This window comes from Pseudonocardia benzenivorans CB1190, assembly GCF_000196675.2.
GTDB classification, from domain to species: domain Bacteria; phylum Actinomycetota; class Actinomycetes; order Mycobacteriales; family Pseudonocardiaceae; genus Pseudonocardia; species Pseudonocardia benzenivorans.
In genome coordinates, this window is sequence record NC_015312.1 from 3,340,517 (window position 1) to 3,366,525 (window position 26,009).

Annotated in this window: 21 protein-coding genes and 2 pseudogenes; 11 read left to right on the forward strand and 12 right to left on the reverse strand. The window is 74.3% G+C overall.

Features of this window, described 5'->3' with window-relative positions; all coding sequences use genetic code 11:
- Positions 1-5: 5 nt before the first annotated feature.
- Complete coding sequence (locus PSED_RS15755) at positions 6-773, reverse strand: HpcH/HpaI aldolase family protein (protein ID WP_013675246.1); 768 nt, start codon at positions 771-773, stop codon at positions 6-8.
- A gap of 122 nt (positions 774-895) precedes the next feature.
- Here PSED_RS15755 and PSED_RS15760 point away from each other — a divergent pair, with 122 nt between their 5' ends.
- Positions 896-1,738 carry a metal-dependent hydrolase gene (locus PSED_RS15760; protein ID WP_013675247.1) on the forward strand — a complete coding sequence of 281 codons (843 nt, stop codon included), beginning with the start codon at positions 896-898 and terminating at the stop codon, positions 1,736-1,738.
- A 32-nt stretch (positions 1,739-1,770) separates the two neighbouring features.
- Positions 1,771-2,613, forward strand: coding sequence for an NAD(P)-dependent oxidoreductase (locus PSED_RS15765; protein WP_233899410.1), 843 nt, complete (start codon positions 1,771-1,773; stop codon positions 2,611-2,613).
- Positions 2,614-2,628: 15 nt separating this feature from the next.
- On the opposite strand, the gene PSED_RS15770 is transcribed toward PSED_RS15765, so the two are convergent.
- From PSED_RS15770 to PSED_RS15790, 5 genes and pseudogenes are all read right to left on the reverse strand, one after another.
- Positions 2,629-2,793 carry a hypothetical protein gene (locus PSED_RS15770; RefSeq protein ID WP_013675249.1) on the reverse strand — a complete coding sequence of 55 codons (165 nt, stop codon included), beginning with the start codon at positions 2,791-2,793 and terminating at the stop codon, positions 2,629-2,631.
- A gap of 274 nt (positions 2,794-3,067) precedes the next feature.
- Positions 3,068-4,249 (reverse strand): cytochrome P450, encoded by a 1,182-nt coding sequence (locus tag PSED_RS15775; protein WP_013675250.1) that lies wholly within the window; start codon positions 4,247-4,249, stop codon positions 3,068-3,070.
- Positions 4,250-4,789: 540 nt separating this feature from the next.
- Positions 4,790-6,121 carry a DUF1254 domain-containing protein gene (locus PSED_RS15780; RefSeq protein WP_013675251.1) on the reverse strand — a complete coding sequence of 444 codons (1,332 nt, stop codon included), beginning with the start codon at positions 6,119-6,121 and terminating at the stop codon, positions 4,790-4,792.
- Between the two features lie 57 nt (positions 6,122-6,178).
- Positions 6,179-6,469: pseudogene (locus PSED_RS15785) on the reverse strand (class I SAM-dependent methyltransferase); the annotation flags it as partial.
- 21 nt (positions 6,470-6,490) lie between these two features.
- Positions 6,491-7,114, reverse strand: a complete 624-nt coding sequence (locus PSED_RS15790) for a maleylpyruvate isomerase family mycothiol-dependent enzyme (protein WP_013675252.1) — start codon at positions 7,112-7,114, stop codon at positions 6,491-6,493.
- A 277-nt stretch (positions 7,115-7,391) separates the two neighbouring features.
- On the opposite strand from PSED_RS15790, the gene PSED_RS15795 reads away from it, so the two are divergent.
- Complete coding sequence (locus PSED_RS15795; RefSeq protein ID WP_013675253.1) at positions 7,392-8,315, forward strand: alpha/beta hydrolase; 924 nt, start codon at positions 7,392-7,394, stop codon at positions 8,313-8,315.
- A 12-nt stretch (positions 8,316-8,327) separates the two neighbouring features.
- On the opposite strand, the gene PSED_RS15800 is transcribed toward PSED_RS15795, so the two are convergent.
- Both PSED_RS15800 and PSED_RS15805 read right to left on the reverse strand, forming a co-directional pair.
- The gene (locus tag PSED_RS15800; RefSeq protein ID WP_049803688.1) at positions 8,328-9,149 is read right to left on the reverse strand and encodes an LLM class F420-dependent oxidoreductase; all 822 of its coding nucleotides are present in this window, start codon (positions 9,147-9,149) and stop codon (positions 8,328-8,330) included.
- Positions 9,150-9,224: 75 nt separating this feature from the next.
- Positions 9,225-9,848: pseudogene (locus tag PSED_RS15805) on the reverse strand (Pr6Pr family membrane protein); the annotation flags it as partial.
- Between the two features lie 344 nt (positions 9,849-10,192).
- Between PSED_RS15805 and PSED_RS15810 the strand changes: the two are divergent.
- The 4 genes from PSED_RS15810 to PSED_RS15825 all read left to right on the forward strand — a co-directional run bounded on the left by PSED_RS15810 (position 10,193) and on the right by PSED_RS15825 (position 13,103).
- The gene (locus PSED_RS15810; protein ID WP_049803421.1) at positions 10,193-10,648 is read left to right on the forward strand and encodes a DUF742 domain-containing protein; all 456 of its coding nucleotides are present in this window, start codon (positions 10,193-10,195) and stop codon (positions 10,646-10,648) included.
- A gap of 61 nt (positions 10,649-10,709) precedes the next feature.
- Positions 10,710-11,933, forward strand: a complete 1,224-nt coding sequence (locus tag PSED_RS15815; protein WP_041759710.1) for an acyl-CoA dehydrogenase family protein — start codon at positions 10,710-10,712, stop codon at positions 11,931-11,933.
- Between the two features lie 105 nt (positions 11,934-12,038).
- Positions 12,039-12,644 (forward strand): winged helix-turn-helix domain-containing protein, encoded by a 606-nt coding sequence (locus PSED_RS15820; protein WP_013675257.1) that lies wholly within the window; start codon positions 12,039-12,041, stop codon positions 12,642-12,644.
- A 9-nt stretch (positions 12,645-12,653) separates the two neighbouring features.
- Positions 12,654-13,103 (forward strand): hypothetical protein, encoded by a 450-nt coding sequence (locus PSED_RS15825; RefSeq protein WP_013675258.1) that lies wholly within the window; start codon positions 12,654-12,656, stop codon positions 13,101-13,103.
- A gap of 454 nt (positions 13,104-13,557) precedes the next feature.
- On the opposite strand, the gene PSED_RS15830 is transcribed toward PSED_RS15825, so the two are convergent.
- On the reverse strand, positions 13,558-13,947 hold the full coding sequence (locus PSED_RS15830) for a hypothetical protein (protein ID WP_103384511.1): 390 nt from the start codon (positions 13,945-13,947) through the stop codon (positions 13,558-13,560).
- 142 nt (positions 13,948-14,089) lie between these two features.
- Positions 14,090-16,612, reverse strand: coding sequence for a DEAD/DEAH box helicase (locus PSED_RS15835; protein ID WP_013675260.1), 2,523 nt, complete (start codon positions 16,610-16,612; stop codon positions 14,090-14,092).
- A gap of 285 nt (positions 16,613-16,897) precedes the next feature.
- Between PSED_RS15835 and PSED_RS15840 the strand changes: the two genes are divergently transcribed.
- From PSED_RS15840 to PSED_RS15850, 3 genes are read left to right on the forward strand one after another with little or no spacing between them, the layout of a single operon-like run.
- On the forward strand, positions 16,898-18,706 hold the full coding sequence (locus PSED_RS15840) for an ATP-dependent DNA ligase (RefSeq protein ID WP_013675261.1): 1,809 nt from the start codon (positions 16,898-16,900) through the stop codon (positions 18,704-18,706).
- Positions 18,707-18,765: 59 nt separating this feature from the next.
- Complete coding sequence (locus PSED_RS15845; RefSeq protein WP_013675262.1) at positions 18,766-19,512, forward strand: beta-phosphoglucomutase family hydrolase; 747 nt, start codon at positions 18,766-18,768, stop codon at positions 19,510-19,512.
- Positions 19,509-21,869, forward strand: a complete 2,361-nt coding sequence (locus PSED_RS15850; protein ID WP_013675263.1) for a glycoside hydrolase family 65 protein — start codon at positions 19,509-19,511, stop codon at positions 21,867-21,869. The genes PSED_RS15845 and PSED_RS15850 overlap by 4 nt, the downstream gene beginning before the upstream one ends.
- 15 nt (positions 21,870-21,884) lie before the next feature.
- Here the strand turns inward: PSED_RS15850 and PSED_RS15855 are convergent, their stop codons facing one another.
- Complete coding sequence (locus tag PSED_RS15855; RefSeq protein ID WP_013675264.1) at positions 21,885-22,751, reverse strand: SigB/SigF/SigG family RNA polymerase sigma factor; 867 nt, start codon at positions 22,749-22,751, stop codon at positions 21,885-21,887.
- 163 nt (positions 22,752-22,914) lie between these two features.
- Between PSED_RS15855 and PSED_RS15860 the strand changes: the two genes are divergently transcribed.
- Positions 22,915-25,272: a HelD family protein gene (locus PSED_RS15860; protein ID WP_488656643.1), complete on the forward strand. Its 2,358-nt coding sequence runs from the start codon at positions 22,915-22,917 to the stop codon at positions 25,270-25,272.
- Here PSED_RS15860 and PSED_RS15865 read toward each other — a convergent pair.
- Positions 25,250-26,008 (reverse strand): gamma-glutamyl-gamma-aminobutyrate hydrolase family protein, encoded by a 759-nt coding sequence (locus PSED_RS15865; RefSeq protein WP_013675266.1) that lies wholly within the window; start codon positions 26,006-26,008, stop codon positions 25,250-25,252. The genes PSED_RS15860 and PSED_RS15865 overlap by 23 nt on opposite strands.
- Position 26,009: the final 1 nt, after the last annotated feature.

Sequence of the window (26,009 nt, forward strand, 5' to 3'; positions counted from 1 at the left end):
AGACGTCAGACCGGGGTGATCGGCGGCGTGGTGCTGCCGGGCCGGCTCGCGGCCAGCTCCTCCGCGGCCTTGTCCGCGAGCAGGGAGCCGTCGCCACGGATGAAGCCGTAGGTGAAGCCCAGGTCGCGGAAGCGGTGCAGATGGCCCGCCGACGCGCAGAAGATCCCGACGGGCAGGTCCCGCGCCCGGCACGCCTTGACGACGGTCTCGAGCATCGCGTCGTACTCCGGGTCGCCGTTCTGCGCCGACGTCGCCTTGCCCATGCTCAGCGCGAGGTCCGAGGGTCCGACGAACACGGCGTCCACCCCGTCGACGGCGACGATGTCGTCGACCGCGGCCACCGCCTCGGTCGTCTCGACCATGACGACGCACACCGGGTCCGCCGGCGGGGCGGTCATCATGCCCAGTCGGGTCGGGCCGTAGCTGCGGGTGCCGTGCGGGGGCCAGCGGCAGGCGGAGGCCGCAGCGGCCGCCTCCTGCGCCGAGTTCACCATCGGTACGACGACGCCGTGCGCGCCGCGGTCGAGCGCAGCGGTGATGGCGACGGGGTCGTTCCACGCGACGCGCACCAGCGCCGGGGCGCCCGTCGCGCTGAGCGCCTGCAGCATCGGCAGGACGAGGTCCTCGCCGATGAGCCCGTGCTGGGTGTCGACGCACACCGCGTCGAACCCCGCCGAGCCGATGATCTCGGCGGTCGCCGTGCCCGGGAGCTGGAGCCAGCCGCCGACGGCGTCGGCACCGAGGATGGCGCGGAGGTCCGTGTCGTCGCTCATGATCGGACAGCCTGCCGCAGCGCCGCCCGGCGCGCCTGACGATCCGTGCACACCTGCGCCGCATAGGCTCGAGCGCCGTCCGGGCGCGGGGCCCGGCGTCGCGAGGAAGTGGCGGGACGCGCGTGCTGGGGGTCAGTCATGCCCTGTCGGGAGCGGCCGTGGGGCTCGCGGTCATGGGGGTCGCGGGGGCCGGGGTCGTGTCCGGCTGGGCCGCCGGGCACGTCGCCGCCGCGCCGGTCGACGCGGGCGGCATCCTGACCTTCGCGGCGGTCTGCGCGGGGGCGGCGTTGCTGCCCGACCTCGACCATCCGTCCTCGATGGCCACGACGCGGTTCTCGTGGGCGTCGGTGGCGGCGTCGCGTGTGGTCCGGCCGCTGTCGGCGCTGGCCTACCGGCTCACCCGGGCCCGGCGCGACACCGGCCGCGGCACGCACCGTGGGCTGACCCACACCGCGCTGTTCGCGGTCGGGACGGGCCTCGCGATCAACGCGGCGTCGGCGCGCTGGGGCGCTCCGGTGCTGCTCGGGACGCTGTTCGTGTGCATCGCGCTCGCGATCAAAGGGCTCGACGCGCTGGTGCCCGGCCCGCCGTCGCTGGTGATCGCGGCCGGGCTGACCTACGCGGTCGACCGCTGGGTGCCGGGAGGCGTCGACGGGACGGCCGGGTGGCTGGGCGCGGCCGTCACGCTCGGGGTGCTCGTGCACGCCGTGGGCGACGCGGTCACCGAGTCCGGGGCACCGCTGCTGTGGCCGATCCCGATCCGCGGCCGGCGCTGGTACCCGGTCGGCGGCCCGCGGCCGGTGCGGCTGCGCACGGGTGGGCGCGTCGAGACGGTGCTGGTGGCGCCTGGTCTGGCCGTCGCCGTCGTGCTCCTCGTGCTGCTGGTCGTGCCGGGCGCGGGCGCGTTGGCGCTGGAGCTGCGCGATCGGGTCGGGGACCTGCTCGCCGCCCGCGGGCCCGGCTGACGCCGGCCGCGGGGATGGGTGATGATGCGGGCGTGAGCGATGTCGCCGTCCCCGGGGACGGAACCGTCCTGCCCGCCCGCCCGGTGATCGGGATCCTGCACCCGGGAGCCATGGGTGCAGCCCTCGGCTCGGCGCTCAAGCCGGTCGCGAGCGGCGTCGTGTGGGCGGCCGCGGGCCGCAGCCAGGCCACGTCGAAGCGGGCCGAGCTGGCCGACCTGATCGGCGTGCCGGACCTCGCGGAGCTGGCGCGGCGCAGCCATCTGGTCGTCTCGATCTGCCCGCCGCACGCGGCGCTCGACGTCGCCCGGCAGGTCGCCGCGGCGGTCGAGGGGCGCCCCGACCCACCGCTCTACGTCGACGCCAATGCCGTCTCGCCCGCGACCGTCGAGAAGATCGGCGAGCTGCTCGGGCGCGAGCGGGTCGTCGACGGGGCCGTGATCGGCCCGCCGGCGTGGGAGGCGGGCCGGTCGGTGCTGTGGCTCTCCGGGGAGCACGCGCAGCCGGTCGCCGACCTGTTCGCGGGGTCACCCTTCGCCACGGGGGTGCTCGACGGCGGGCTCGGCGCCGCGAGCGCGCTGAAGGCGTGCTTCGCGTTGCGTACCAAGGCGTTGCCCACGATCTGGGCGACGATGGCCGCGGCGGCGCACCGTTACGGCGTGCTCGACGACCTGCGCGGCGAGGTGGCCCGGACGGGCGGTGACCTCGACGCCGAGCTGTCGGCCCTGCGGGGCAGGGCGGGCGACCGGGCATGGCGCTGGGCGGGGGAGATGGACGAGGCGGGCGACGCGGTCGCCGCCGCGGGGCTGCCCGACGGGTTCTCCCGGGCCGCGGCCGAGGTCTACCGCAGGCTCGCCGACGGCAGCCTGGAGCTCTGAGGGGTACCGACCGGCTCAGGTCAGCTGCGACGACTCCCACGTGTGCCCGGCGTCCCAGCCGCGGTTGGCGATCGCCGGGTCGGCCGTCGACACCCAGCCCGCGGCCAGCGCCGCGACGAGAGCGCCGAGCGCGACCGTGGCCGCCGCCCGACCGGGACCGGGCCGTTCCCGCTCCTGCACGTCCGAGTGATCCGTTTCTCGGCGCGTCCGCGAACCCATGCGCCCAGCGTGGCCATCTCGCCCGCCGGAGTCGCGTTCGCCGCGCCGAACCCACCCGAAAGTGTGACGGGAGGGTCGCTGGGCCGAGCGGCCCGGACCTGAGTCACGGGTGTCCTCCGGCTTCCGGTACACCGAGCGCCGCAGTGTCCCCTGCGGCCGAGGCGGGCCGCAGGGGACAGCACGCGGTACGCGGTACGCCCGGCGACCCGAGGCCGACTCGTCGGGCGGGCCTGCGCTACCAGACGACGTCGAGCCGGGCGGGTCCGCAGAACATCGGGCTCGCGACGTCGGTGTACCGGAAGCCGGGCGCGAGCCGGAGGTCGGGCATGCGGTCGAGCAGCGCCTCCAGCGCCACCGAGATCTCCGTGCGGGACAGCTCCGCGCCCAGGCAGAGGTGGATGCCGTGGCCGAACGAGAGATGCCGGCGCGCCGACGGGCGGCGCATGTCGAACTCGCCGGCGTCCGGGCCGAAGACCTCCTCGTCGAGGTTCGCCGACTCCAGTCCGACGATCACGCGTCCGTTCTCCGGCACCGCCGTGCCGATCAGCTCCGACGGACCGGCCACGGTGCGCAGCACCCAGCGGATGGCCGAACCGTGGCGCAGACCCTCCTCACGGGTGTTGTCCAGCAAGGAGCGATCCGCGAGCAGCTCTTCCCAGCGGGACCGGTCGAGAAGGAGCTGGTGAACCGTGGACCCGATCGTGTAAGCCGTGCTCTCGAGTCCGGCGACGAACAGCTGCCAGGCGTGGAACGCGACCTCCTGCTCGGTCAGCCGGCGCCCGTCGATCTCACCGAGTGCGAGCCGGGTGAGCAGGTCGTCCGGCGGGTCGGCCACCGCGCGACGGTGCTGTGCGGCCTCGGTGAAGTACCGCTCGAGACGGGCCCATTCCTCGGTCCCGGTGAACGGTGCCGGCAGGATCGCGGTGATCGCCAGCGAGTCCCGGCTCAGCGCGTCCGCGTCCGCTTCGGGGACGCCGACCAGCCGGGCGATCACGCCGGCGGTGAGCGGCAGCGCGACCTCTCCCACGAGGTCGGCCGGGCCTCCGACCGGGAGGGCGTCGATCAGCTCGTCGACGTACTCGCGCACCCACGGCGCGGCCTCCACGATCGCGGCGCGGGCGAAACCCGGACGCAGCAGGGCGCGCAGCGTCGTGTGGTGCGGCGGGTCGCTCTGGGTGATCAGGTCCGGCGGCGCGGGCCCGTCACCCGGTGCCTCGAGAACGAAGTTGCCGTGGTTGCTGAGCGCCTCGTGTGCCAGCAGCGCCTCGCGAGCCCGGCCGTGGTGGCCGACGAACCCGATGCCGGGGGCGACCCCTGTGACGGGGCAACCGCCGGCGCGGACCCGGGCCAGGTCGCGCCGCACCGTCTCGACCTCGGCCACGGCGAACGGGTCGAAGGTCTGCTCCACACTTGCCATCACACGCTCCCTCGCACGGGAATGTGATTCCCGTGAGTGCTCGTCGACGGGTGGGGACCGGCGGTCGCCGCCAGGTCCGACCTGTGGAGGCGATCTCGCCGGTATCCGACGCGCGGTGTCGTCGGTCCGGTCGTCCAGCGACCGGTCGTCGTGCACGCTACGCGGCGCTCGACTCAGGCGTCAATCCTTCTACTGAGACGTAGTTGCGCCTCTGTCCGGCGAAATCCGGTGGCCCGCACGGCCTGCCATCGTCGTTGCCATCGTGCGCTGCCATCGTCGCTGACATCGTGCGTCGACATCGTGCGTTGCCGGCGCGGGCCCGCAGGGGCGGCAGGAGGCGGCGCTCCCCGGTACCCGGGCAGCGAGGAGCGCGCAGACTCTCCCGCGCTGCCGGGGCGTGGCGGCTGCGACGAGCGGTCCGTCATCGACGTCGGGAGCATCGCTCGCCACTCACGGGACAGGCGACCGGACGGGCGAACCTTCGCAACCGGCTTTGATGGCACGCCCGAGCGGGCGTGGTCGAGCGCTCACGCCGAGGTTCTACACCCGGCGGACCGGTGGCGGCGTCCAGCGGCCGTCGAGCAGCGCCTGCTCCGGGTAGTAGAAGCGGGCACAGAGGTTGAACACGCCCTCCGGAGCGGGCAGCCAGTTCGACGTGCCTTCCTCGGGCCGGGTGTGCGACACGACGAGATCGAGGGACCCGTCGGAGTTGAACCGCAGGTCGTCGCGGTCGCCGATGGCGAACCGGTCGAGCTCGTTGGGTACCTGGAACCCCTCCGGGTCGTAGAGGGTCAGCGACCAGAAGGCGCGTACGGGCGGCATCGCGTCCTTCTCGAAGTGCCACACGTATCGCTCGGCACCGGTGAACGGGTTCCCGTCGGAGTCGACGTAGGTGACCGGGTAGATCGCGTCCTCGGCGAGGTTTGCGCCCAGCCCGATCAGCTCCACGCAGGCCCGTCGCAGGAAGTCGCTGCCGTAGGTGCCCATGCCGGACCGGAGAATGACCCAGCCGTCGTCCGGTTTCGCGAGCCGGCTCTGCTCGTCGCTGATCCGCTTGCGTGCCTCGGGGGTCACGTCCTGCAGGGCCGCCCGGACGGCGGGATCGGCTGCGGCGAGGTCGAACGGCTCGCCCGGGACGAAGCCGATCCGGGCCAGCCGGTCGAGAATCGGGTAGTCCGCCTGGTGCGGCGGGTGCTCGGCGATCAGTTCGGCCGCGCGGCCGAAGAAGGCGGCGGCGTCGAGCGCGAAGACCTGCCGCAACGGCGGCGTCTCGTCGTCGACGGAGGGATCGATCTCTCCGGTGACGGTCGGTGCCGCGCCGCCCCACGCCGACAGCGGGGTGATCGTCATACCGGCCTGGAACTCGTGCACCGCGGCGTAGGTGGCCGGGCTGGCCTCGGTGCGGCCGATCACCCATACCCACGGGGTCGGCGCCTCGTAGCGGCGGACCCCGGCGGGCAGCTGCCCGTTCCAGCCCGGCGGGCAGACCGCGACGTCGATCGCCGCGTTTCCCGTGGTGCGGGTCCCGGGACAGCTGAACACCTCGCCCCACATGTCGTAGAGCGGCAGCAGGTAGTACTTGTCGCCGGCGTCGGGGAGCGAGACGATCCGCGGCTCCTCGTGCACGTCGAGGAACGCGGCCGAGTACAGCGTGTCGAAGTTCGGCCGGACGACGGCGCGGAAGTCACCCGCGGGGAAGGCGGGCGCGTGGAAGAACGTGTCGCGGGGAGCCCGCATCGGGACGTCGTGGACCGTGCGCACGTTGGTGAGCTGCCGCCGCGTCACGTCCATCAGGACGAGCGGGTACAGGTATGTGTAGCCCTCGACCCCGATGACCCTGATCGTCTCCTCGTCCGGCGGGGTGTTGGTCATCGGTGCTCCCTTCGCGGCCTGGACGCCCGATTGCACAGATGATCCGTGCTCCGACACTCACCCCGGAAAGGTGAATCGCGGGATCGGTGCCCCTCGGCTCGTCACGACGAGCGTCGCGTCGGCGAGCCGCTGCACGCTCGCCAGGACACGCGTCTCGGCCCGGGTGTGTTCGAGGAACCGCACCACCCCGCCAGGGCGCGGCGCCCGTCGGACCTCGCTCAGTGCTGCCGGCCGATCCGGCAGCGAGCACAACACCAGGCACAACACGACGGCGTCGACGGATGCGTCGTCCACGGGCAGCCGCTCGGCGACGCCGGCGCGGACATCCACCGGGACCGGGACGTCGCGGGCCGCGGAGCGGCGCTCGGCTCAGGCTGCGATGCGTTCTGCGAGGGTCGGCACTCCGGGCCCGGACAGCTCATCGGTGACGCCGGCCCGCCCGGCGGCCGCCATCAGCAGCGACTCCGCAGGGCCCTCGACGAGGGGGCCCGCGCCGGAGCGCCACTCGAGGTCGGTGGCCTGCAGGGTCAGCCCGCGGACCCGTGGCCTCGCCTTGATCGGCGGCGCGAACAGTGCATAGTCGAGCGCGACGCGCAGCCGGTCCGGCGGGATCTCGCGTGGCCGGCCGAGCGGGCGGCGGATGTCCTGGTGATGGATTGTGCAGTCGGTCAGGGCGATCCGGCCGCCGAACGCGGCAGGCAGCCCTCGCGGGTCCAGGTGGTCGCGCACCAGGGCGACCAGCTGTTCGGGACTGCGGTCGCGGTAGGCGGCGACGCCGATGTCGTTCGCCCTGCCCGGCCCGTTGGCCAGGCGACGGACCAGCCCGAACATGCTCAGCTCGTCGTAGCTGAACATGTGGGCGACGACGTCGCGCACCGTCCACCTCTCGCACAGCGTCGGGGCGTCCCACTCCTCGGGGGTCAGGGTGGCGAGGAAGTCGGCGAGGTCCGCGCGCTCGGCGCGGGCCATCGTCCTGACGTCCGGCTCGGTCATCCGCGCACCTCCGTCGTCGTCGCGAACCCGTCGGCAGTATCGCCCGGGACCTGATCGAGCGCCGGGTGAGCGCGATCCGCCTCGGAGCCCGTGGGTCGTCCCCCGCGCCGGAGTCGTGCGGGTTCCGTGGTGCTCGCTCTCGCGGAGCGGTCGCGTCGCGCCGAGAGGTTTCGAGAGGGGCCCGCTGCGGCATACGGTGATCGCGTGACCGACGACGTGCGCGCTCCCCGCCGCTCATCCCGCATCACCCACCGGCCCGTCCGGGGGGTGTGTTGAGATGGCGCTCGATCCGCAGTTCCGCACCGTGCTCGACACCCTGGAGGCCAACGGCGCGCTGCCGCTGGTGCGCGGCTCGGCGATCGAGACCCGTGAGCACTACCGGGCGCTCTCGCTGTCGCGCCGCGGCGCCGACTACGTGCCGTTCCCCGTCGCGGACGTGGCCGACGACGAGATCGACGGACCCGGCGGCCCGCTGCCGATCCGCGTGTACCGCCCGCTGGAGGACCGCGGCGGCGTCGTGACCTACCTGCACGGCGGCGGCTGGGTCGTCGGTGACCTCGACACGCACGACCCGGTGTGCCGCAAGGTCGCGGGAGAGACCGGAGCGGTCGTCGTCGCCGTCGACTACCGCCTCGCCCCCGAGCACCCGCACCCCGCGGGCATCGAGGACACGATGGCGGGCCTGCGCTGGACCCACGAGACCTATCCCGACCGCCCGCTCGGGGTGGCCGGGGACAGCGCGGGGGCGAGCCTGGCCGCCGGCGCGGCGCTGCGGGCCCGCGACGAGTCGCTGCCGCTCGCCGCGCAGCTGCTCTGGTATCCCTCGACGGACCCCACCCAGAGCTCGAAGTCGGTGCGCGACAACGGCGAGGGCTACTTCCTCACCGCCGACGCGATGCGCTGGTTCTACGACCACTACGTGCCCGGCGGCACCGACGACCCGGTCGTCGACCTGCAGCACGCCGACGTCGCGGGCGTCGCTCCCGCTGTCGTCGCGACGGCGGAGTTCGACCCCCTGCGCGACGAGGGCGACGCCTACGTCGAGCAGCTGCGGGCCGCGGGTGTGCCGGTGACGCACGTGCCCGGGCCGGGGCTGATCCACGGGTACGCGGCGTTCATCGGGCTGGTCGAGTCCGCCGACGCGGCCGGGGCCCGGGCCCTCGCCGCGCTCGCCGACCTGCTGGCGGCGGCGAAGGGCTGAGCCCGGCCGGGCTCAGCCGCGGCGCTCGTCGCGCCAGGCGATCCAGTCCTTCAGCAGCCCGAGGTCGTACCTCGGGCCGCCGACGCCGATGGTGAACAGGCCGACGCCGGCGGCGAGCAGGTCGTCGGCGACGGCGTCGGGGGCGGCCTGGACGCCCGCGGACCGGACGATCGAGCGCGGGTCGCGGCCGACGTCGGTGCAGTGGGCGTCGAGCACCCGGCTCTTGTGCGCGATCGTCTCGGCGTCGCCGAAGCCGTGCCAGATGTCGGCGTACTCGGCCGTGCAGCGCAGCGTCTTCTTCTCACCGCCGCCGCCGACGAGGATCGGGATGTCGCGCGTCGGCGGCGGGTTGAGCCGCTCCCAGCGCGAGCGGATCCGGGGCAGCGCGTCGGCCAGCCCGGCCAGCCTCGAGCCCGCGGTGCCGAAGTCGTAGCCGTACTCGTCGAAGTCGCGGCGGAACCAGCCGGCACCGATCCCGAGGATCAGCCGGCCGCCGCTGATGTGGTCGACGGTGCGGGCCATGTCGGCCAGCAGCTCGGGGTTGCGGTAGCCGTTGCACGTCACCAGGGCGCCGATCTCGACGCGCGACGTGGCCTCCGCCCAGGCCCCGAGCATGGTCCAGCACTCGAAGTGCTTGCCGTCGGCGGCACCGCGCAGGGGGAAGAAATGGTCCCAGTTGAAGACGATGTCGACGCCCGCCTCCTCGGCCTCCGCGACCGCGTCGCGGATGCGGCCGTAGTCGGCGTGCTGGGGCTGCAGCTGCACCCCGACACGCAGGGCGGGCCGCCCGTCCGTCGTGGCGGTGGCCGCCTCCGGTGCGGTCGCCGCGGTCACGACGGCACGCCCGCGCGGACGGACGGCGGCCACCGCGTCGGGATGGAAGCGGCGGACCAGCAACCGGTCGAGCGCCCGGGCGCCGAACGCCAGGCCCAGGAACAGCACGGCGATGACGACGCAGTTCAGCGCGACGCGCGCGTAGCCGAGCGCGCCGACGTCGACGAACGGGTACGGGTACCAGGCGGGGAACGGGCTCCAGTCGACGAGGGCGCCACGGGTCAGCGTGAACGCCAGCCACGCCAGGGGGTAGATCGTCGAGAGCAGCACCGTCGGGGTGTCGACGGCCCCGCGCGGCCCGAACAGCAGCCACCCCAGCACGGCCATGGCGGGGACGACCATGTGCAGCAGGAGGTTGGCCAGCCAGGCCGCGCCGGTGGGATCGTCGAGCGGGGCCAGCACGAGGTTGTACACGATCCCGGTGACGGTGATGCCCAGCACGGCGTCGAGGTGCAGGACCCGCAGCAGCCGCGACGAGGCCTCCGCCCGCACCGCGAGAATGCCGAAGGTCAGGCCGACGAGGACGTTCGACAGGATCGTGAAGTAGGCGAGCAGGTTGGCCAGCCGCTCGCCGGCGGTGTCGAACACCGAGTATGGCTGCCCGTCGGCAGAGAGCACGGCCTGCAGCACGACCGCAGCCGCCACCACGACCGCCGTGCCGCCGAACCAGATGCGACCGACGGGCGAGATGCGGATCATCGGGCGAAACTACTGCCCCGGCGGCCTCGCGCGCAGTTCCCGGCCCGGTGCGCCGGACGCCGTTGTCGAACACGGGCGGTGACGGGTGTGACGGCGAGCGACGCGACCTACTGGGCCCCCTCGCCCGAGGTGTCACCGTGGCGGAACACGCGGGTCATCTGTTGGTAACGAGCATCCCGTCCGATGTCGGTCGGGGGTCGAGGAGGTGTGCGGTGGCGGCGGAGGACTCCGACGACGGGGGACCTGTCGTCGGGAGGACGGGTGCCCGCTTCGGTGGAGCGTCGCGGCGACGCCGGCACCCTCGCGACGGCGCGCCCCCGGACTCCGGGCCGCCCGACCCCGGCATGTCCGACCCCCTCCTGTCCGGCGCAGCCCCGACCGAGCCGGTCCCGGTCGTCCCTGCCGACGCCGGCTCCGCCGAGGCCGACGCGGCGGCGGGCCGCGGCGCCGTGCTCGACCTCGGTGTCGCCGAGGCCGGTATCACGGTGCGGCCCTACGTCCTGACCGGCGGGCGCACCCGGCCGCCGGTCGAGCTCGGGCTGGAGACGCTCGTCAGCACGCGGCCCGGCACCGATCCCGCCGCCGCGGCGTCGCCCGCGCACCGCGCCGTGCTGGACTGCTGCGACGTCGCCCGCTCGGTGGCCGAGGTCGCGGCGACGACACGGGTGCCGCTCGGGGTGGCCCGCGTGCTGATCGGCGACCTCGCGGCGCTCGACCTCGTCAGCGTGCACGGCGGCGCGCGCGACCGACCCGACCAGGACCTGATGGCGCGCGTCCTCGACGGCCTGCGCCGCCTCTGAGGGCCGGGCGCCGCGCGCGCTCCGGGGTGCGGGGCAGCGGCGGGTGTGGCACAACGACCCGATGGACGTCCCCGCGCAGCCCCCGGTCGACGACGACCCCCTCCCGCCGCCGTTGCCGGAGGTGCCGCCGCAGTACAGCACCGACGAGCGCGTCGCCCTGCAACGGACGGCACGGCGGTTCGCGATGGAGCGGGTACTGCCCGTCGCCAACGAGCTGGACCCGAGGAAGGGGGAGATCCCGCGCTCCCTGCTCGCCGAGATGGGGGAGCTGGGCTTCTTCGGGATCACCGTCGACACCGAGCACGGCGGCCTCGGCCTCGGCGCCTACGAGTACTGCATGGTGGCCGAGGAGCTGGCCAGGGCGTGGATGAGCGTCGGCAGCATCATCGCCCGCGCGCAGGGTGCGGGGACGGGCGTCGCGGACCCGGCGCGCCGGGGCGAGCTGCTGCGGCGCAGCGCGTCGGGGGAGTGGATCGGCGCGATCGCGCTGTCCGAGCCGGACGCGGGTTCCGACCTCGCGGCCGTCTCCACCCGGGCCGAGCGTGACGGCGACGAGTACGTCCTGACCGGCCGCAAGCGCTGGATCGGCAACGCGAAGGCGGCCGACTTCATCCAGGTGCTCGTGCGCACGGCCGACCCCGGGCCGGGGGAGAAGCGGTCGGCCGGGCTGGCGACGCTGCTCGTGGAGAAGGAGCGGGATGCCTTCCCGAAGGGACTGACGGGCTCGCCGATCGACAAGATCGGCTACCACGGCTTCGTGACGTGGGAGCTGGAGTTCGACGGGCTCCGGGTGCCGGTGGCGGACGAGATCACCGAGGGCGGGTTCGCCGAGACCCAGCGATGGCTGACCATCGCCCGGGTGCACACGGCGGCGCGTGCCGTCGGCCTGGCGCGGGCGGCGGTGGAGGACTGCATCGGCTACCTGCAGCAGCGCCGCCAGTTCGGGCACCCGATCGGGGACTTCCAGGCGGTCCGGTTCACGCTGGCGCGCATGGCCGCGCGCGTCGACCAGGCGCGGGCGTTCTACCAGCACGTCGCGCACCAGATCGACCTCGGCGTCCCGTGCGAGCGCGAGTCGGCGATGGTGAAGCTGCTGGCGACCGAGATGGCGGCGGAGGTCACCGGCGACGGCATCCAGCTCCACGGCGGCAACGGCTACACGACCGAGCACCAGGTCGAACGCCACTGGCGCGACGCCCGCCTCACGACGATCTTCGAGGGGACCAGCGAGATCCAGTCCAAGATCATCGCGGACCGGCTGCTGCCGCGCAGCGAGCTGGGCTGAGCGCCCGCTGTGAGTGGCGATAGTCGCTGGAGTCGCTGGAGCGACCATCGCCACTCACGAGCGTGAGATTGGTCTTCCCGAATTCCGCAAGGTACATTGTGTGATGTGGTAGCTCCTGCGCCGCCCCTGCTGCCGGTGTTCCGCAGCAGGCTCCAGGGCGACCTGCTGGCCGCCCTCCTCGTCGTGCCCGGGACCGAGCTGACCCTCACCGCGATCGCCGAACGCACCGGTGGGTCGCTCGCCGCCGTCCAGCGCGAGGTCAGCAGGCTGGAGGAGGCCGGCCTGCTGCGGTCGCGCCGCATAGGCAACGCGCGCCTCGTCTCCGCCGACCCGGCCTCGCCCGCGACCGCGCCGCTCACCGAGCTCGTGACGCTGAGCTTCGGGCCGGTGCAGGTGCTGGCCGAGGAGTTCGCGGAGGTGGCGGACGTCGACGCGGTGGAGGTGTTCGGCTCGTGGGCCGCCCGCCACCGCGGCGAGCGCGGCGGGCCTCCCGCCGACGTCGACGTGCTCGTCGTCGGCACCCCGGACCGCGACGTCGTGCACGACGCGGCCGCGCGTGCCGAGGCGCGGATCGGCCTGCCGGTGAACGCGACGGTCGTCGCCCCCGGACGGTGGGAGACCGGCTCCGACGGGTTCGTCACCCGCGTCCGCGCCTCGCCGCGCGTGCCGGTTCCGCGCGTCCGGCCCGGCCCGGCGTCGTCGCGCCGGTAGGTTCGGCGGGTGGACCGGTCCGGGCGGCGTGAGCTGGACGCGCTGCTCGCGACGGGCAGGCTCGAACGTGTCCCGCCCGATCCGGCGGCCGCGGGGCGGGCGGTCGCGGCGGCGCGCCGTCATCTCGAGTCGGCGCGGACTCTCGCCGACGACGATCCCGACCTCGCCTACACCGCGCTCTACGACGCGATGCGCAAGGCGTGCGCGGCGCTGCTGGCCGCGCAGGGGTTGCGGGCGACGAGCAGGGGAGGGCACCTGGCCGTGCAGCGCGCCGTCGTCGCGATGCACGCGCGGGCCGAGGCGCTGCGCCCCTTCGACCGGGTGCGGCGTCGTCGCAACGAGGTCGAGTACCTCGGTGGCGAGGTCCACCCCGACGACATCGACGCCGATCTCCCCGCTGCCGTGCGCGTCGTGGAGTTCGTGGCGGCCCGGCTCCGCCGCATCGACCGCATCGACTGAGGTCGTCTCTCTTGTAAACGATTCATTGACGCAACGCGCGCACGACCAGCCGCCCCCGAGGAGCAGCCCCGAGGAGCAGGCCGGCGCCGACAACCGCGACGGCGCCGGCTCGGTGTCGCCGACTCACGACGCCGATCTCCCCGCCGCCCGACGCCCAACTGCCCGACGCCCGACGCGCCTGCCATCCGATACCTCATACGTCGGCCTCGTCCGGGAGATCGTCCGGAAGGTCCAGGTCGAGGCCCCGGCCGGGCGTCAGCCGAGGTGTCGCGCGAGGAGCCGGGGCACGTCGTGTGCGGCGTCGCCGTTCGCGCCGCGCCCCGGCGCCCCGGCGCCCCGGCCGAGCCGCGCGTCGCGGGTGAGTGCGGCAACGGCCGGTCCGGAACCCGGACCGGCCGTCACGCCCGACGCCGGGCGTGGTCGTCGGGCGACGCCGCGGGCCGGGCGAGGCGAATCACTCGCCGGGGGAGAGGGCGGGCGGGTCCTTGGGCCGGCCGCCACGACGCATGTCGCCGGTCGTGGTCCGCCGCCCCGGGTCGATGAGTCGCTTCCACTTCGCGTGCGCGGCCTGCCGGCTGCTCAGCTGCGCCTCGACGGCGTGCGCCACCTGCGCCCAGGTCATCCCCTCGGAGCGCAGGCCGCGGATGAGGTCGCGCTCGTAGTAGTCGGCCAACCGTCGCATCTCCTGGACCAGGGCGTACCAGACCGCGATGCCGCTGTGGGGCAACGCGTCGCGGGCCGCGAGCTCCTTGAGCCGGTCGAGCTGTTCGACGATGGACGGCTGTCCGGAGTCGGGAAAGGGTCCTGCCTTGGCCAGCCAGCGCTGGGCCTCGTCGTACTTCACGATGTAAACCATACATTGACGCAACGCGGACGACGAAGGACGCCACGCCGCAGGACGAACTCACAGGCTGGGGTCACAGCCGACAAGAACGGCTACGGCGAGCGCCGTGAGTGGCGGTGGTCGCCATGGCGACCACCGCCACTCACGGGCGGTCCGACACGCCCGTGATCCACACGACGGCCTCGCCGGCCTCGTCGGAGGCAGCGAGGTCGATCTCGGCGGTGATGGCCCAGTCGCGGTCGCCCGCGGGGTCGTCGAGCACCTGGCGGACGCGCCAGCGTTCCGGCTCGACCTCGATCGTCACCAGCTGCGGGCCGCGGGCGTCCGGGCCGGTGCCGATGTCGTCGTGCAGGTCCCAGTACGGGTCGAACGCCTCCCGCCACGCCGTGGCGTCCCAGCCCGCGTCCTTGTCCAGCTCGCCGAGCAGGTCCCAGCGGTGCAACGCGGCGAGCTCGACCCGGCGGAACATGGCGTTGCGCACCAGGACCCGGAACGCGCGGGTGTTGCGGGTGACCCCGGCCGGGCCCTGGTCGAGCGAGGGGGGAGTGGGCTCCTCGCCGGTCCCGGCGCCGGCGGCGAGGGCCTCCCACTCGTCGAGCAGGCTGGAGTCGACCTGCCGGACCAGCTCGCCCAGCCACTCGACGAGGTCGGTGAGCTCCTCGGTCTTGGCCTCGTCGGGGACGGTCTGGCGCAGGGCGCGGTAGGCGTCGGCGAGGTAGCGCAGGACGAGGCCCTCGGAGCGGGCGAGCTGGTAGTGCCCGACGTACTCGACGAACGTCATCGACCGCTCGGACATGTCCCGCACGACGGACTTCGGGGAGAGCCGGGCGTCGGCGACCCAGGGGTGGCCGCGACGGTAGGTCTCCAGCGCGGCGTCGAGCATCTCCGCCATCGGCTTCGGGTAGCTGACGTCCTCGAGCAACGCCATGCGCTCCTCGTACTCGATGCCGTCGGCCTTCATCGCCGCGACGGCCTCGCCGCGGGCCTTGTTCTCCTGCGCGTGCAGGATCTGGCGCGGGTCGTCGAGCGTGGCCTCGATGACCGACAACACGTCGAGCGCGTAGGTCGGGGACTCCCGGTCGAGCAGCTCGATCGCGGCGAGCGCGAACGGGGACAGGGGCTGGTTGAGCGCGAAGTCGAGCTGCAGGTCGCCGACGACGCGCACCCGGCGGCCCTCGGCGTCGGGCTCGGCCAGCTCCTCGACGACGCCTGCCGTGCGCAGCGCCCGGTAGATCGCGATCGCGCGCAGGATGTGCTTGCGCTGGCGGTCGCGCGGCTCGTGGTTGTCCTCGAGCAGGTGGCGCATGGCGGCGAAAGCGTCGCCCGGCCGGGAGATGACGTTGAGCAACATCGCGTGAGTGACCACGAAGTGGCTGGTCAGCGCCTCGGGCTGAGCGCCCTGGAGGCGTTCGAAGCTCTTCTCGCTCCAGCCGACGAAGCCGTCCGGCGGCTGCTTGCGCACGACGCGGCGGCGCTTCTTCGGGTCGTCGCCCGCCTTGGCGAGCAGGCGAGCGTTCTCGACCTCGTGCTCGGGCGCCTCGGCGACGACGGTGCCGACCGTGTCGTACCCGGCCCGGCCCGCGCGGCCCGCGATCTGGTGGAACTCGCGGGCCTTGAGACCGCGGACGCGGGTGCCGTCGTACTTGGTGAGGGCGGTGAAGAGCACCGTGCGGATCGGGACGTTGATCCCCACGCCGAGGGTGTCGGTGCCGCAGATGACCTTGAGCAGGCCCGCCTGCGCCAGGGTCTCCACGAGCCGCCGGTAGCGCGGCAGCATCCCGGCGTGGTGGACGCCGATGCCGTGGCGGACCAGCCGGGACAGGGTCCGGCCGAACCCCGCGGTGAACCGGAACGCGCCGATCGTCTCGGCGATCGCGGCCTTGTCCTCCTTCGACGACACGTTGACGCTCATCAGCGACTGCGCCCGTTCGACGGCCGCGGCCTGCGTGAAGTGCACGACGTAGACGGGCGCCTCGTGGGTCTGCAGCAGCTCGTCGAGGGTCTCGTGCAGCGGGGTGAGGACGTAGCGGTAGCTCAACGGCACCGGCCGCTCGACCGACGTGATCACCGCGGTGGGCCGGCCTGTGCGGCGGGTCAGGTCGTCGCGGAAGAACGAGACGTCGCCGAGCGTGGCGCTCATCAGGAGGAACTGCGCTTGCGGGAGCTCGATCAACGGCACCTGCCACGCCCAGCCCCGGTCGGGGTCGGCGTAGAAGTGGAACTCGTCCATGACGACGGAGCCGACGTCCGCACCCCGGCCGCCGCGCAGCGCGATGTTGGCGAGGATCTCCGCCGTGCAGCAGATGATGGGCGCGGTCTCGTTGACCGCGGCGTCGCCGGTGAGCATGCCGACCTTGTCGGCCCCGAACACCGCGCACAGCGCGAAGAACTTCTCGCTGACCAGCGCCTTGATCGGTGCGGTGTAGAACGTCCGCTCGTCGCGGGCCAGCGCCACGGCGTGCGCGGCGATCGCGACCAGCGACTTCCCGGAGCCCGTCGGCGTCGACAGGATGACGTTGGCGCCCGTGACCAGCTCGACCAGCGCCTCCTCCTGCGCGGGGTAGAGCGAGAGCCCCTGCTCGTCGAACGCCCACTCGGCGAAGGTCTCGACGAGGGCGTCGGGGTCGTCGGGGGAGGGGAGCCGGTCGGCGAGGGTGCTGGTCATGGTGACTCCGATCGTCCCCCGGCGGGGGCCCGGCCGTCGCGGCGGGGTCGGCGGCGGCCGGTGCTGCGCCGGGCGGGTGAGCGGCCACTGCTCCGGTGGACGGGGCTGGGCACGTCGTCGCAGGTCACGACGATCCCTCTGCCGAGCGCCGCGGCCGCACGTGGCGGCCTGCCGACCGCTCGCCGCGCGGCAGTCGCCGATGATCTCCGTTCGTCCTGCCACGTGGCCCGCACGGCCGACGGACGGGACGCGAGCGCTGCGGCGCGAACTACGCTGCCGAGTGTGATGGTCCGGGCGGGCACGGGCGGGATGCCCGAACTGGTGCCGCCCATGCTGGCCGCGAGCGGTGACCTGCCGACGGGCCCCGGGTGGGCGGTCGAGTTCGCCTGGGACGGGCTGCGCTGCATCGCGTACGCGCGCCCCGGCCGGGTCCGGCTGCTCACGGCCCGCGACCGGTCGGTCAGCTCGACCTTCCCCGAGCTGCACGTGCTGGCCGCCAAGGCTCCGCGCCAGGGGGTCATCCTCGACGGGACCGTCGTCGCGCTCGACGACGCGGGCATCCCGAGCAGACGGATGCTCATGCGCCGCACCGCGACCCAGCGGCCCGGTGCCGCGCTGGTCGCGGAGGTGCCGGTCGGCTTCTTCGTCAGCGACCTCGTCTGGCTCGACGGCGAGTCGACGACGAGCCTGCCCTACCGGCGCCGTCGCGAGCTGATCGACGACCTCGGGCTTGCCGAGCAGCCGGTGGTGCTGTCGCCGTCGTGGCCCGCGGGCGACGCGGGGCACGTGCTGGCCACGGCCCGCCGGTACGGCCTCGACGGCGTGTTCGCCAAGCGGCTCGACTCCGCCTACCAGCCCGGACGCCGCTCCCGGAACTGGCTGCGGGTGCCGCTGCGGCGCAGCCGGCAGGTCGTCGTCGGGGGCTGGACCCCGGCGAGCGCCGACCGGCCCGACTCGGTGGCCGCGCTGCTGCTCGGGGTCCCGGGTCCGGAGGGGCTGCGCTACGTCGGCCGGGCCGGGGTCGGCGCGGGCACCGACCGGGCGGCCGTCACCGCGCTGGTGCCGGACCTGCACAGCGACTCGTCGCCGTTCGTCGGGGAGGTGCCGGCATCGGTGGCCCGCGACGCGATGTGGGTGGTGCCGCGGCTGGTGGGGCTCGTCGAGTTCACCGAGTGGACGATGGGCGGCCGGCTGCGGCTGCCGGTGTGGCGCGGGCTGGTCACGCCGGAGGAGGTCGACGACGCGCTGTGGGACGACGGCCCGGACCTCGACGGCCCCGCCGCGGGCCGCCCCGCCGCCGACGGCCCGGATGCCGACCGCCCCGCCGCCGATGGCCCCGGCGCGGACCGCGCAGTCAGCGACCGCGCAGTCACCGACCGCGCAGTCACCGACCGGGCAGCCACCGCACGCACACCTGTCGACCGCCCGAACGGCGGCCGCCCGGAATCCGACCGTGCGACCGACCTGCGCGCGAACGGCGACGGCGCGACCGGCGACGGCGCGACCGGCGACGGCGCGACCGGCGACGGCGCGAACCTGGACCGGGAGAGGGGCGACCGGACCGGCGCGGGCACCGCTGCGGAGCAGGCGCCGCCGGGACCCGGTGCGGGCGCCGCACCCGCCGCGCTCCCGTCGGAGGCCCGGGTCCACGCCCGCAGGCTCGAGCAGCACTTCGTCTACAACTCCCTCAACACGATCGCCTCGCTCGTGCGCACCGACCCCGGCCGGGCGCGCGACCTGCTTCTCGGCTTCGCGGACCTGACCCGGGCCGCCGACCGGCCGGCCGAGGAGACGATCGGGCTGCGCGACGAGCTCGACACCGTCCGCGCCTACCTCGAGCTCGAGCGAGCCCGGTTCGGCAAGCGGCTGACCGCCTCGGTCACCACCGACGAGGGCCTCGACGACGTGCCGGTCGTCCCGCTGTCGGTGCTGGTCCGGGTGCGGTCCGTGGTGCAGGAGGTCGTCGAGCCGCGGCCCGGGGGCGGCGCCGTCAGCGTGCACGCGGCGATGGAGGGCTCGACGTGCGTCGTCACTGTCGCCGAGGAGGCCACGGCACAGCGCTGGACGGTGCCGGTCGCGCCGGCGCAGGTGTGATGCGCCGCTGTTCACCGGCCGACGCGCAGCCGTGATGATCGGGGGATACCGTGCGCTCCATGCTGGGGTTGCCCGACGCCGCGCGCGCGTGCCTGTTCGATCTGGACGGTGTCCTCACCGACACCGCCAGCGTGCATGCCGCCGCGTGGAAGCAGATGTTCGACGACTATCTCCGAGCGCGCGCGCAGCGCACGGGTGAGCCGTTCCGCCCGTTCGACCTGACCGCGGACTACGGCCCGTACGTCGACGGCAGGCCCCGGCTGGAGGGCACCGCGATGTTCCTGCGGTCGCGCGGCATCGAGCTGCCCGCGGGCGGCCCGGGCGACGACCCGGGGGCCGAGACCGTGTACGCGCTGGCGTCGCGGAAGAACGACATGGTGCAGGAGAAGATCCGCACGCAGGGCGTCGACGTCTACCCCGGCTCGGTGCGCTACCTCGAGGCGGTGCGGGCGGCCGGCATGAAGACGGCGGTGGTGTCGTCGTCGGCGAACGCCGAGCAGGTGCTCGAGGTGGCCGACCTGGCGCGCTACATCGACCACCGGGTCGACGGCGTCACGGCGAAGGAGCGGTCGCTGCCCGGCAAGCCGGAGCCGGACACCTTCCTCGCCGCGGCCGCCGACCTGGGCGTCGGTGTCGACGAGGCCGTCGTGTTCGAGGACGCGCTGGCCGGCGTGGCGGCCGGTCGCGCGGGCGGGTTCGTCGCCGTCGTCGGGGTGAACCGGCTCGACCAGGCCGACGGCCTGCGCGAGCACGGCGCCACGGTCGTCGTCGACGACCTGGCCGAGCTGCTCGAGGACGGCCGATGACCGCCGCCGAGAACGGGCGCCCGTTCACCGTCGAGCCCTGGTGCGTGCGTGAACCGGCGCTGCACCTGGAGGCGATGGGGCAGACGGAGTCGGTGTTCGCGCTGTCCAACGGGCACATCGGCATGCGTGGCAACCTCGACGAGGGGGAGCCGCACGCCATCCCCGGTACCTACCTCAACTCGCTCTACGAGCGCCGCCCGCTGCCCTACGCCGAGGGCGGGTACGGCTACCCGGAGTCCGGGCAGACGATCATCAACGTCACCAACGGCAAGCTGATCCGGCTGCTGGTCGACGACGAACCGTTCGACCTGCGCTACGGGCAGCTGCGTCGTCACGAACGGGTGCTCGACCTGCAGGCGGGCACCCTGACCCGCGAGGTCGAGTGGGTCTCGCCCGCCGACCGGGCCATCAGGGTGCGCAGCACGCGCCTGGTGTCGCTGACCCAGCGCGCGATCGCCGCGATCTGCTACGAGGTGGAGGTGCTCGACGGACCGACGACGCTCGTCGTCCAGTCCGAGCTCGTCGCCAACGAGCAGCTCCCGCAGCGGGCGAACGGCGATCCCCGCGTGGAGGCCGCGCTCGCGGAGCCGCTCGTCGCCGAGCAGCACCGCAGCGAGGAGGCCGGCGCGACGCTGGTGCACCAGACGCGCCAGTCCGGACTGCGGCTGGCCGCGGCGATGGACCACGAGGTCTACGGCCCGGGGTCGACGAAGATGTCGTCGGAGGCGACAGAGGACATCGGCCGCACCACGGTGATCGCCCGGATCGTGCCGGGGGAGACGCTGCGGATCGTCAAGTACCTGTCCTACGGCTGGTCGTCGCGGCGGTCGTTGCCCGCGGTGCACGACCAGGTGCGCGCCGCGCTGGCCGCGGCCCGGTTCACCGGCTGGGAGGGGCTGCTCGCCGAGCAGCGCCAGTACCTCGACGACTTCTGGATCACCGCCGACGTCGAGATCGACGGTGACGCCGAGCTGCAGCAGGCGATCCGGCTCGCGACGTTCCACGTCCTGCAGGCAGGCGCCCGTGCCGAGCGGCGCGCGATCGGCGCGAAGGGGCTCACCGGCGACGGCTACGACGGCCACACGTTCTGGGACACGGAGACGTTCGCGTTGCCGGTGCTCTCGCACCTGGCGCCGGACGCCGCGGCCGACGCGCTGCGCTGGCGGCGGTCGATCCTGCCGCAGGCCATGGAGCGCGCCGAGCAGCTCGGTCTCGCGGGGGCGGCGTTCCCGTGGCGGACCATCCGCGGCCACGAGTGCTCCGGGTACTGGCCGGCGGGCACGGCGGCGTTCCACATCAACGCCGACATCGCCGACGCCGTGCGCCGCCACGTCGCCGCGACCGGCGACATCGAGTTCGAACGCGAGGTCGGGCTGGAGCTGCTGGTGCAGACGGCCCGGCTGTGGCGCTCGCTGGGCCACCACGACGCGGCGGGCGAGTTCCGCATCGACGGGGTCACCGGGCCCGACGAGTACTCCGCGATCGTCGACAACAACGTCTACACGAACCTGATGGCGCAGCTGAACCTGCGCCACGCGGCGGAGGTCGCGGCCAAGCACCCGCGGCCCGCGGCCCGGCTGGGCGTCAACGCCGAGGAGATGGCGAGCTGGCGCGACGCGGCGTCGTCGATGCGCATCCCGTTCGACGAGGTCCTCGGTGTGCACCCGCAGGCCGAGGGTTTCACCGACCACCAGATGTGGGACTTCGAGGGCACCCCGGCGTCGAAGTACCCGCTGCTGCTGCACTACCCGTACTTCGACCTGTACCGCAAGCAGGTGATCAAGCAGGCCGATCTCGTGCTGGCGATGCAGCTGCAGCCCGACGCCTTCACACCCGAGCAGATGGCTCGCAACTTCGCGTACTACGAGGCGATCACCGTCCGGGACTCGTCGCTGTCGGCGGCGACCCAGGCCGTCGTCGCGGCCTGGACCGGGCACCTGGACCTGGCGTTCGACTACTTCGCCGAGGCCGCGCTCGTCGACCTGGGCGACCTGGCCGGCAACACCGACCACGGCATGCACATCGCGTCGATGGCCGGCACGTGGACGGCGGTGGCCAGCGGGTTCGGCGGGATGCGCACCGACCGCGACGGCATCTCCTTCGCGCCCCGGCTGCCGTCGGCGCTGTCGCGCATCTCGTTCGGGCTGAAGTACCAGGGCCGGTCGCTGCGGGTGACGATCACGCCGGACGAGGTCGAGTACCGGCTGGTCAGCGGGCCGCCGATGCGGCTGCGGCACCACGGCGAGCCGCTCGCGCTGGCCGACGCGCCGGTGGTGCGGGACATGCCGGCGGTGCCCATGCCGGAGCCGGTGGAGCAGCCCCACGGCCGCAGCCCCCGGCGCCGGCACCCCGGCTGACCCGCGGGGCGCGGGTCAGCCGGCGCCCAGCCGGCGGCGCAGCCGGGCCAGCGTCCGTGCCAGCAACCGGGAGACGTGCATCTGGGAGACCCCGACCTCGTCGGCGATCTGGGTCTGGGTCATGCCCGCGAAGAACCGCAGGACGAGGATGGTGCGTTCGCGGGTGGGGAGCTCGTCGAGCAGGGGCGCGAGGGTCTGCCGGTAGTCGACCTTCTCCAGCTCCGCGTCGGCGATGCCGAGCGTCTCCGACAGCATGGCGTCGGAGTCGGCGACGAGCTCGTCGAGCGAGGTGGAGCGGTAGACCTGGCGGGCCTCGAGGCCCTCGATCACCTCGTCGACGTCGCGCCCGATGCGGTCGGCGATCTCCGACGGGCGCGGCGCCCGGCCGAGCTCCTGGGCCAGGCCCCCGACGGCGGAGTTGATCGAGCTCTGCAGTTCCTTGAGCCGCCGCGGCACCCGCATCGACCAGGTGCGGTCGCGGAAGTGCCTGCGGACCTCACCGGTGATCGTCGGGACGGCATAGGACAGGAAGTCCACCCCGCGGGCGGGGTCGAAGCGGTCGACGGCGTTGATCAGCCCGACGGTGCCGGCCTGCTCCAGGTCGTCCACGGGTTCGCCGCGGCCCGCGAACCGGCGCGCGATGTGCCGGACGACGGGCAGGTGCCCGGTGACGAGCCGCTCGCGCAGCGTCGTCCGGCGTGGGTCGTCGGCGGTCATGGCGGCGAGCTCGTCGAACAGGGGGGCGAGGTGGTCGTAGGTCGAGCTCCCGGTCTCGGGCACCTCGGCACCGGGGCCCGCCGCGCGGCCCGGTGGGCCGCCGGGCGCCGCCACGCCCGCCGGCTCGGGATCCCCGGCGGCGGCGGGGTCGGCAGGGTCAGACACGACGGCCTGTCGGCGGCTGGCTGCGCACGCCGTGACCTACCCTCGTCGGCTGCCGCGGTAAACGCGGGCGCTGGTACGTTGGACAGTCGCCCGGCCGGAGCGTGTCGTTCGGCAGGGAGTCCCGTTGCTCGCCGCGAAGGTAGTCGCCCTGGTGTCCCACAGCGTGTCGCCCCACAGCACCGCACCCGGTCCGGACCGGCCGGCGATCCCCGACACCGATCCCGACGCCGCCCTCGCGCACGAGCGAGCCTACGTCGAGATGCTCTACCAGCGGCTCGACGCCCGCCGCGCCGACACCGCCCGACGCCTGCAGGACGTGCTGCACGGGGAGACCGTCGGCACCCCGCAGGCGCTGACCGAGCGCGACGCCGCGGCGGCGATGTACACCGACCGGCTCGCCGCGCTGCGGGCCGCCGAGCACGGCCTCGCGTTCGGCCGGCTCGACGCGGAGTCCGGTGAGGTCCGCTACATCGGCAGGCTCGGGCTGCTCGACGAGGACAACGAGTACGAGCCGCTGCTGATGGACTGGCGGGCCCCGGCCGCCCAGCCGTTCTACACCGCCACGGCCGCGTCGCCCGAAGGTATGCGCAGGCGGCGGCACCTGCGCACGCGCAAGCGGACCGTCGTCGCCATCGACGACGAGGTCCTCGACCTCAACGACGCCGCGGTGGGCGCCGGCCAGTCCGGGCTGACGAGCGAGGCCGCGTTGATGGCGGCGGTGTCGCAGGCGCGCACCGGGCGGATGGGCGACATCGTCGCGACGATCCAGGCCGAGCAGGACCGCATCATCCGGTCCAAGCCGTCGGGTGTGCTGGTGGTGCAGGGCGGGCCCGGCACGGGCAAGACGGCCGTCGCGCTGCACCGGGCGGCCTACCTGCTCTACACCCATCGCGACCGGCTGGCCCGCCGTGGCGTGCTCGTCGTCGGGCCCAACCCGACGTTCCTGCGCTACATCGGGCAGGTGCTGCCGTCGCTGGGCGAGACGAGCGTGGTGCTCGCGACGGTCGCCCGGCTCTACCCGGGGCTGCACGCGCGCCGGGTGGAGGCGCCGGAGGTCGCGGAGCTGAAGGGCAGCGTCGAGATGGCGGCCGTGGTCGCCGCCGCGGTGCGCGACCGGCAGCAGGTCCCGCGCAGGCCGATCGACCTGGTCGTCGAGCAGCAGCCGGTGCGGCTCGACCGTGACATCGCCAACCAGGCCCGCACCCGCGCCCGCCGGTCCCGCAAGCCGCACAACGAGGCCAAGCGGATCTTCCGGACGGAGGCGATCCGGCTGCTGGCCCAGCAGGTCATGCAGACCCTCGGCGGCCGCGGCCTGCTCGGGAAGGCCGACCTCGAGGACATCCGCGAGGAGCTCGGGGAGAGCCCGGAGCTGCTGCGCGAGCTCGACGCCCTGTGGCCGACGCTGTCGGCCGAGCAGCTACTGACCGACCTGTTCGCCGACCGGCGCCGGCTCAACTCCGTCGCGCGGCGGTTGGCCCCGGCCGACCGCGACCTGCTCCACCGCCCCGCCCCGCCCGACGACCTGCCGGCCGACGAGTGCTGGACGCCCGCCGACGTGCCGCTGCTCGACGAGGCCGCGGAGCTGCTCGGTGACGACGGGTCGGCGGCGGCGGCCGCCGCTGCCGCGGCGTTGCGCGAGGAGGTCGAGTACGCGCAGGGGGTGCTGGACGTCCTCGACCTGGAGGAGGACCTCGACCCGGAGCTGCTGCGCGCCACCGACATCGTCGACGCCGACCGGCTCGCCGAGCGCCAGCAGGTCCGGCGTTACGACACGACGGCCGACCGGGCCGAGGCCGACCGCGAGTGGACCTACGGTCACGTGATCATCGACGAGGCGCAGGAGCTGTCGGCGATGGCGTGGCGGTTGATCATGCGCCGCGTCCCGAGCCGGTCGATGACGATCGTCGGTGACATCGCCCAGACCGGCGACCGGTCCGGTGCGCGGTCGTGGAGCGAGGTGCTGCGCCCGTTCGTCGCCGACCGGTGGCGGCTCGAGCAGCTGACCGTCAACTACCGCACGCCCGCCGAGATCGCCGACATCGCCGACGACGTGCTGGCCGAGATCGAGCCGTCGCTGGCCCCGCCGCGGTCGGTGCGCAGCACGGGCGTCCCGCCGCGGGCCGTCCCCGTGGCCGCGGGGTCGCTCGACGGCGCCGACGGTGTGCTGGCCGAGCTCGTCGCGCAGGAGCGGGCGGCCGTGGGGGAGGGCCGGGTCGCGGTGCTGGCCCCGGCGGCGCGGGTCGACGCGCTACGCGCCGCGCTCGCGCCCGGCACGGCCGATGCCGCCGCGGACGACCCGGAGGCCGCGGACCTCGACGCGCCCGTCGTCGTCCTGACGATCACCGCGGCGAAGGGCCTGGAGTTCGACGCGGTGCTGCTCGTCGAGCCCGCCGAGGTGCTGGCCGAGTCACCGCGCGGCGCCAACGACGTCTACGTGGCGCTGACGCGCGCGACGCAGCGGCTGACCGTCGTGCACACCGGCGAGCTGCCGCGGATGCTCAAGCGCCTGCGCCCCCGCTGACGGCGTGCCCGGGGGCCTCCCACCGGTCCCGCGTCCGGGCGGCCGCCTCGACGAGGCCCCGCACCAGCCGCAGGTCGGCGCCGTCCTGCTCGGGATGCCACTGCACACCCACGACGAACGGGTGCCCGCCGAGCTCGACGGCCTCGACGACCCCGTCCGCGGCGCGCGCGGTGACCCGCAGGCCCTCGCCGAGCAGGTCGACGGCCTGGTGGTGCAGGCAGCGCACCGTCACGCGGTCGCCGAGGAGCCGGCCGACGGTCGAGCCCGCGTCGAGCGCCACGTCGACGGTCGCGAACTCCGGGGGCCTGGCGCCGTGGGCGGTGGCCCCGAGATCGGGCAGGTGCTGGTGCAGGGTCCCGCCGAGCGCGACGTTGAGCACCTGCGCGCCCCGGCACACCCCGAGCACCGGGATGCCGCGGTCGACGGCCGCGCGGACCGCGGCGAGCTCCGTCGCGTCGCGCCCGGGCCGGGCCGGCTGGGTCTTCTCGTGCGGGAGCGCGCCGTAGCGCGCGGGATCGAGGTCGGAGCCGCCGGTGATCACGAGCGCGTCGAGCCGCTCGACGGCGCCGACGGCTGCCGGGTCCGGCGGCAGCAGCACCGGCGCGCCACCGGCGGCGACCTCCATCTCGACGTAGGTGTCGGGCAGCAGCGTGGCCGAGTGGTCCCAGAACCAGTACCGCGCGCGTTCCCGGTAGGCCGTCAGGCCCACGACGGGTGGCCGCTCGTTCGCCTCCACG

Coding starts and splice junctions, on each gene's coding strand:
- PSED_RS15810 (WP_049803421.1), top strand. CDS start 10,193: ATGTCCGACCCCCTCCTGTCCGGCGCAGCCCCGACCGAGCCGGTCCCG.
- PSED_RS15780 (WP_013675251.1), bottom strand. CDS start 6,121: ATGACCAACACCCCGCCGGACGAGGAGACGATCAGGGTCATCGGGGTC.
- PSED_RS15795 (WP_013675253.1), top strand. CDS start 7,392: ATGGCGCTCGATCCGCAGTTCCGCACCGTGCTCGACACCCTGGAGGCC.
- PSED_RS15840 (WP_013675261.1), top strand. CDS start 16,898: ATGGTCCGGGCGGGCACGGGCGGGATGCCCGAACTGGTGCCGCCCATG.
- PSED_RS15790 (WP_013675252.1), bottom strand. CDS start 7,114: ATGACCGAGCCGGACGTCAGGACGATGGCCCGCGCCGAGCGCGCGGAC.
- PSED_RS15815 (WP_041759710.1), top strand. CDS start 10,710: ATGGACGTCCCCGCGCAGCCCCCGGTCGACGACGACCCCCTCCCGCCG.
- PSED_RS15845 (WP_013675262.1), top strand. CDS start 18,766: ATGCTGGGGTTGCCCGACGCCGCGCGCGCGTGCCTGTTCGATCTGGAC.
- PSED_RS15775 (WP_013675250.1), bottom strand. CDS start 4,249: ATGGCAAGTGTGGAGCAGACCTTCGACCCGTTCGCCGTGGCCGAGGTC.
- PSED_RS15850 (WP_013675263.1), top strand. CDS start 19,509: ATGACCGCCGCCGAGAACGGGCGCCCGTTCACCGTCGAGCCCTGGTGC.
- PSED_RS15835 (WP_013675260.1), bottom strand. CDS start 16,612: ATGACCAGCACCCTCGCCGACCGGCTCCCCTCCCCCGACGACCCCGAC.
- PSED_RS15755 (WP_013675246.1), bottom strand. CDS start 773: ATGAGCGACGACACGGACCTCCGCGCCATCCTCGGTGCCGACGCCGTC.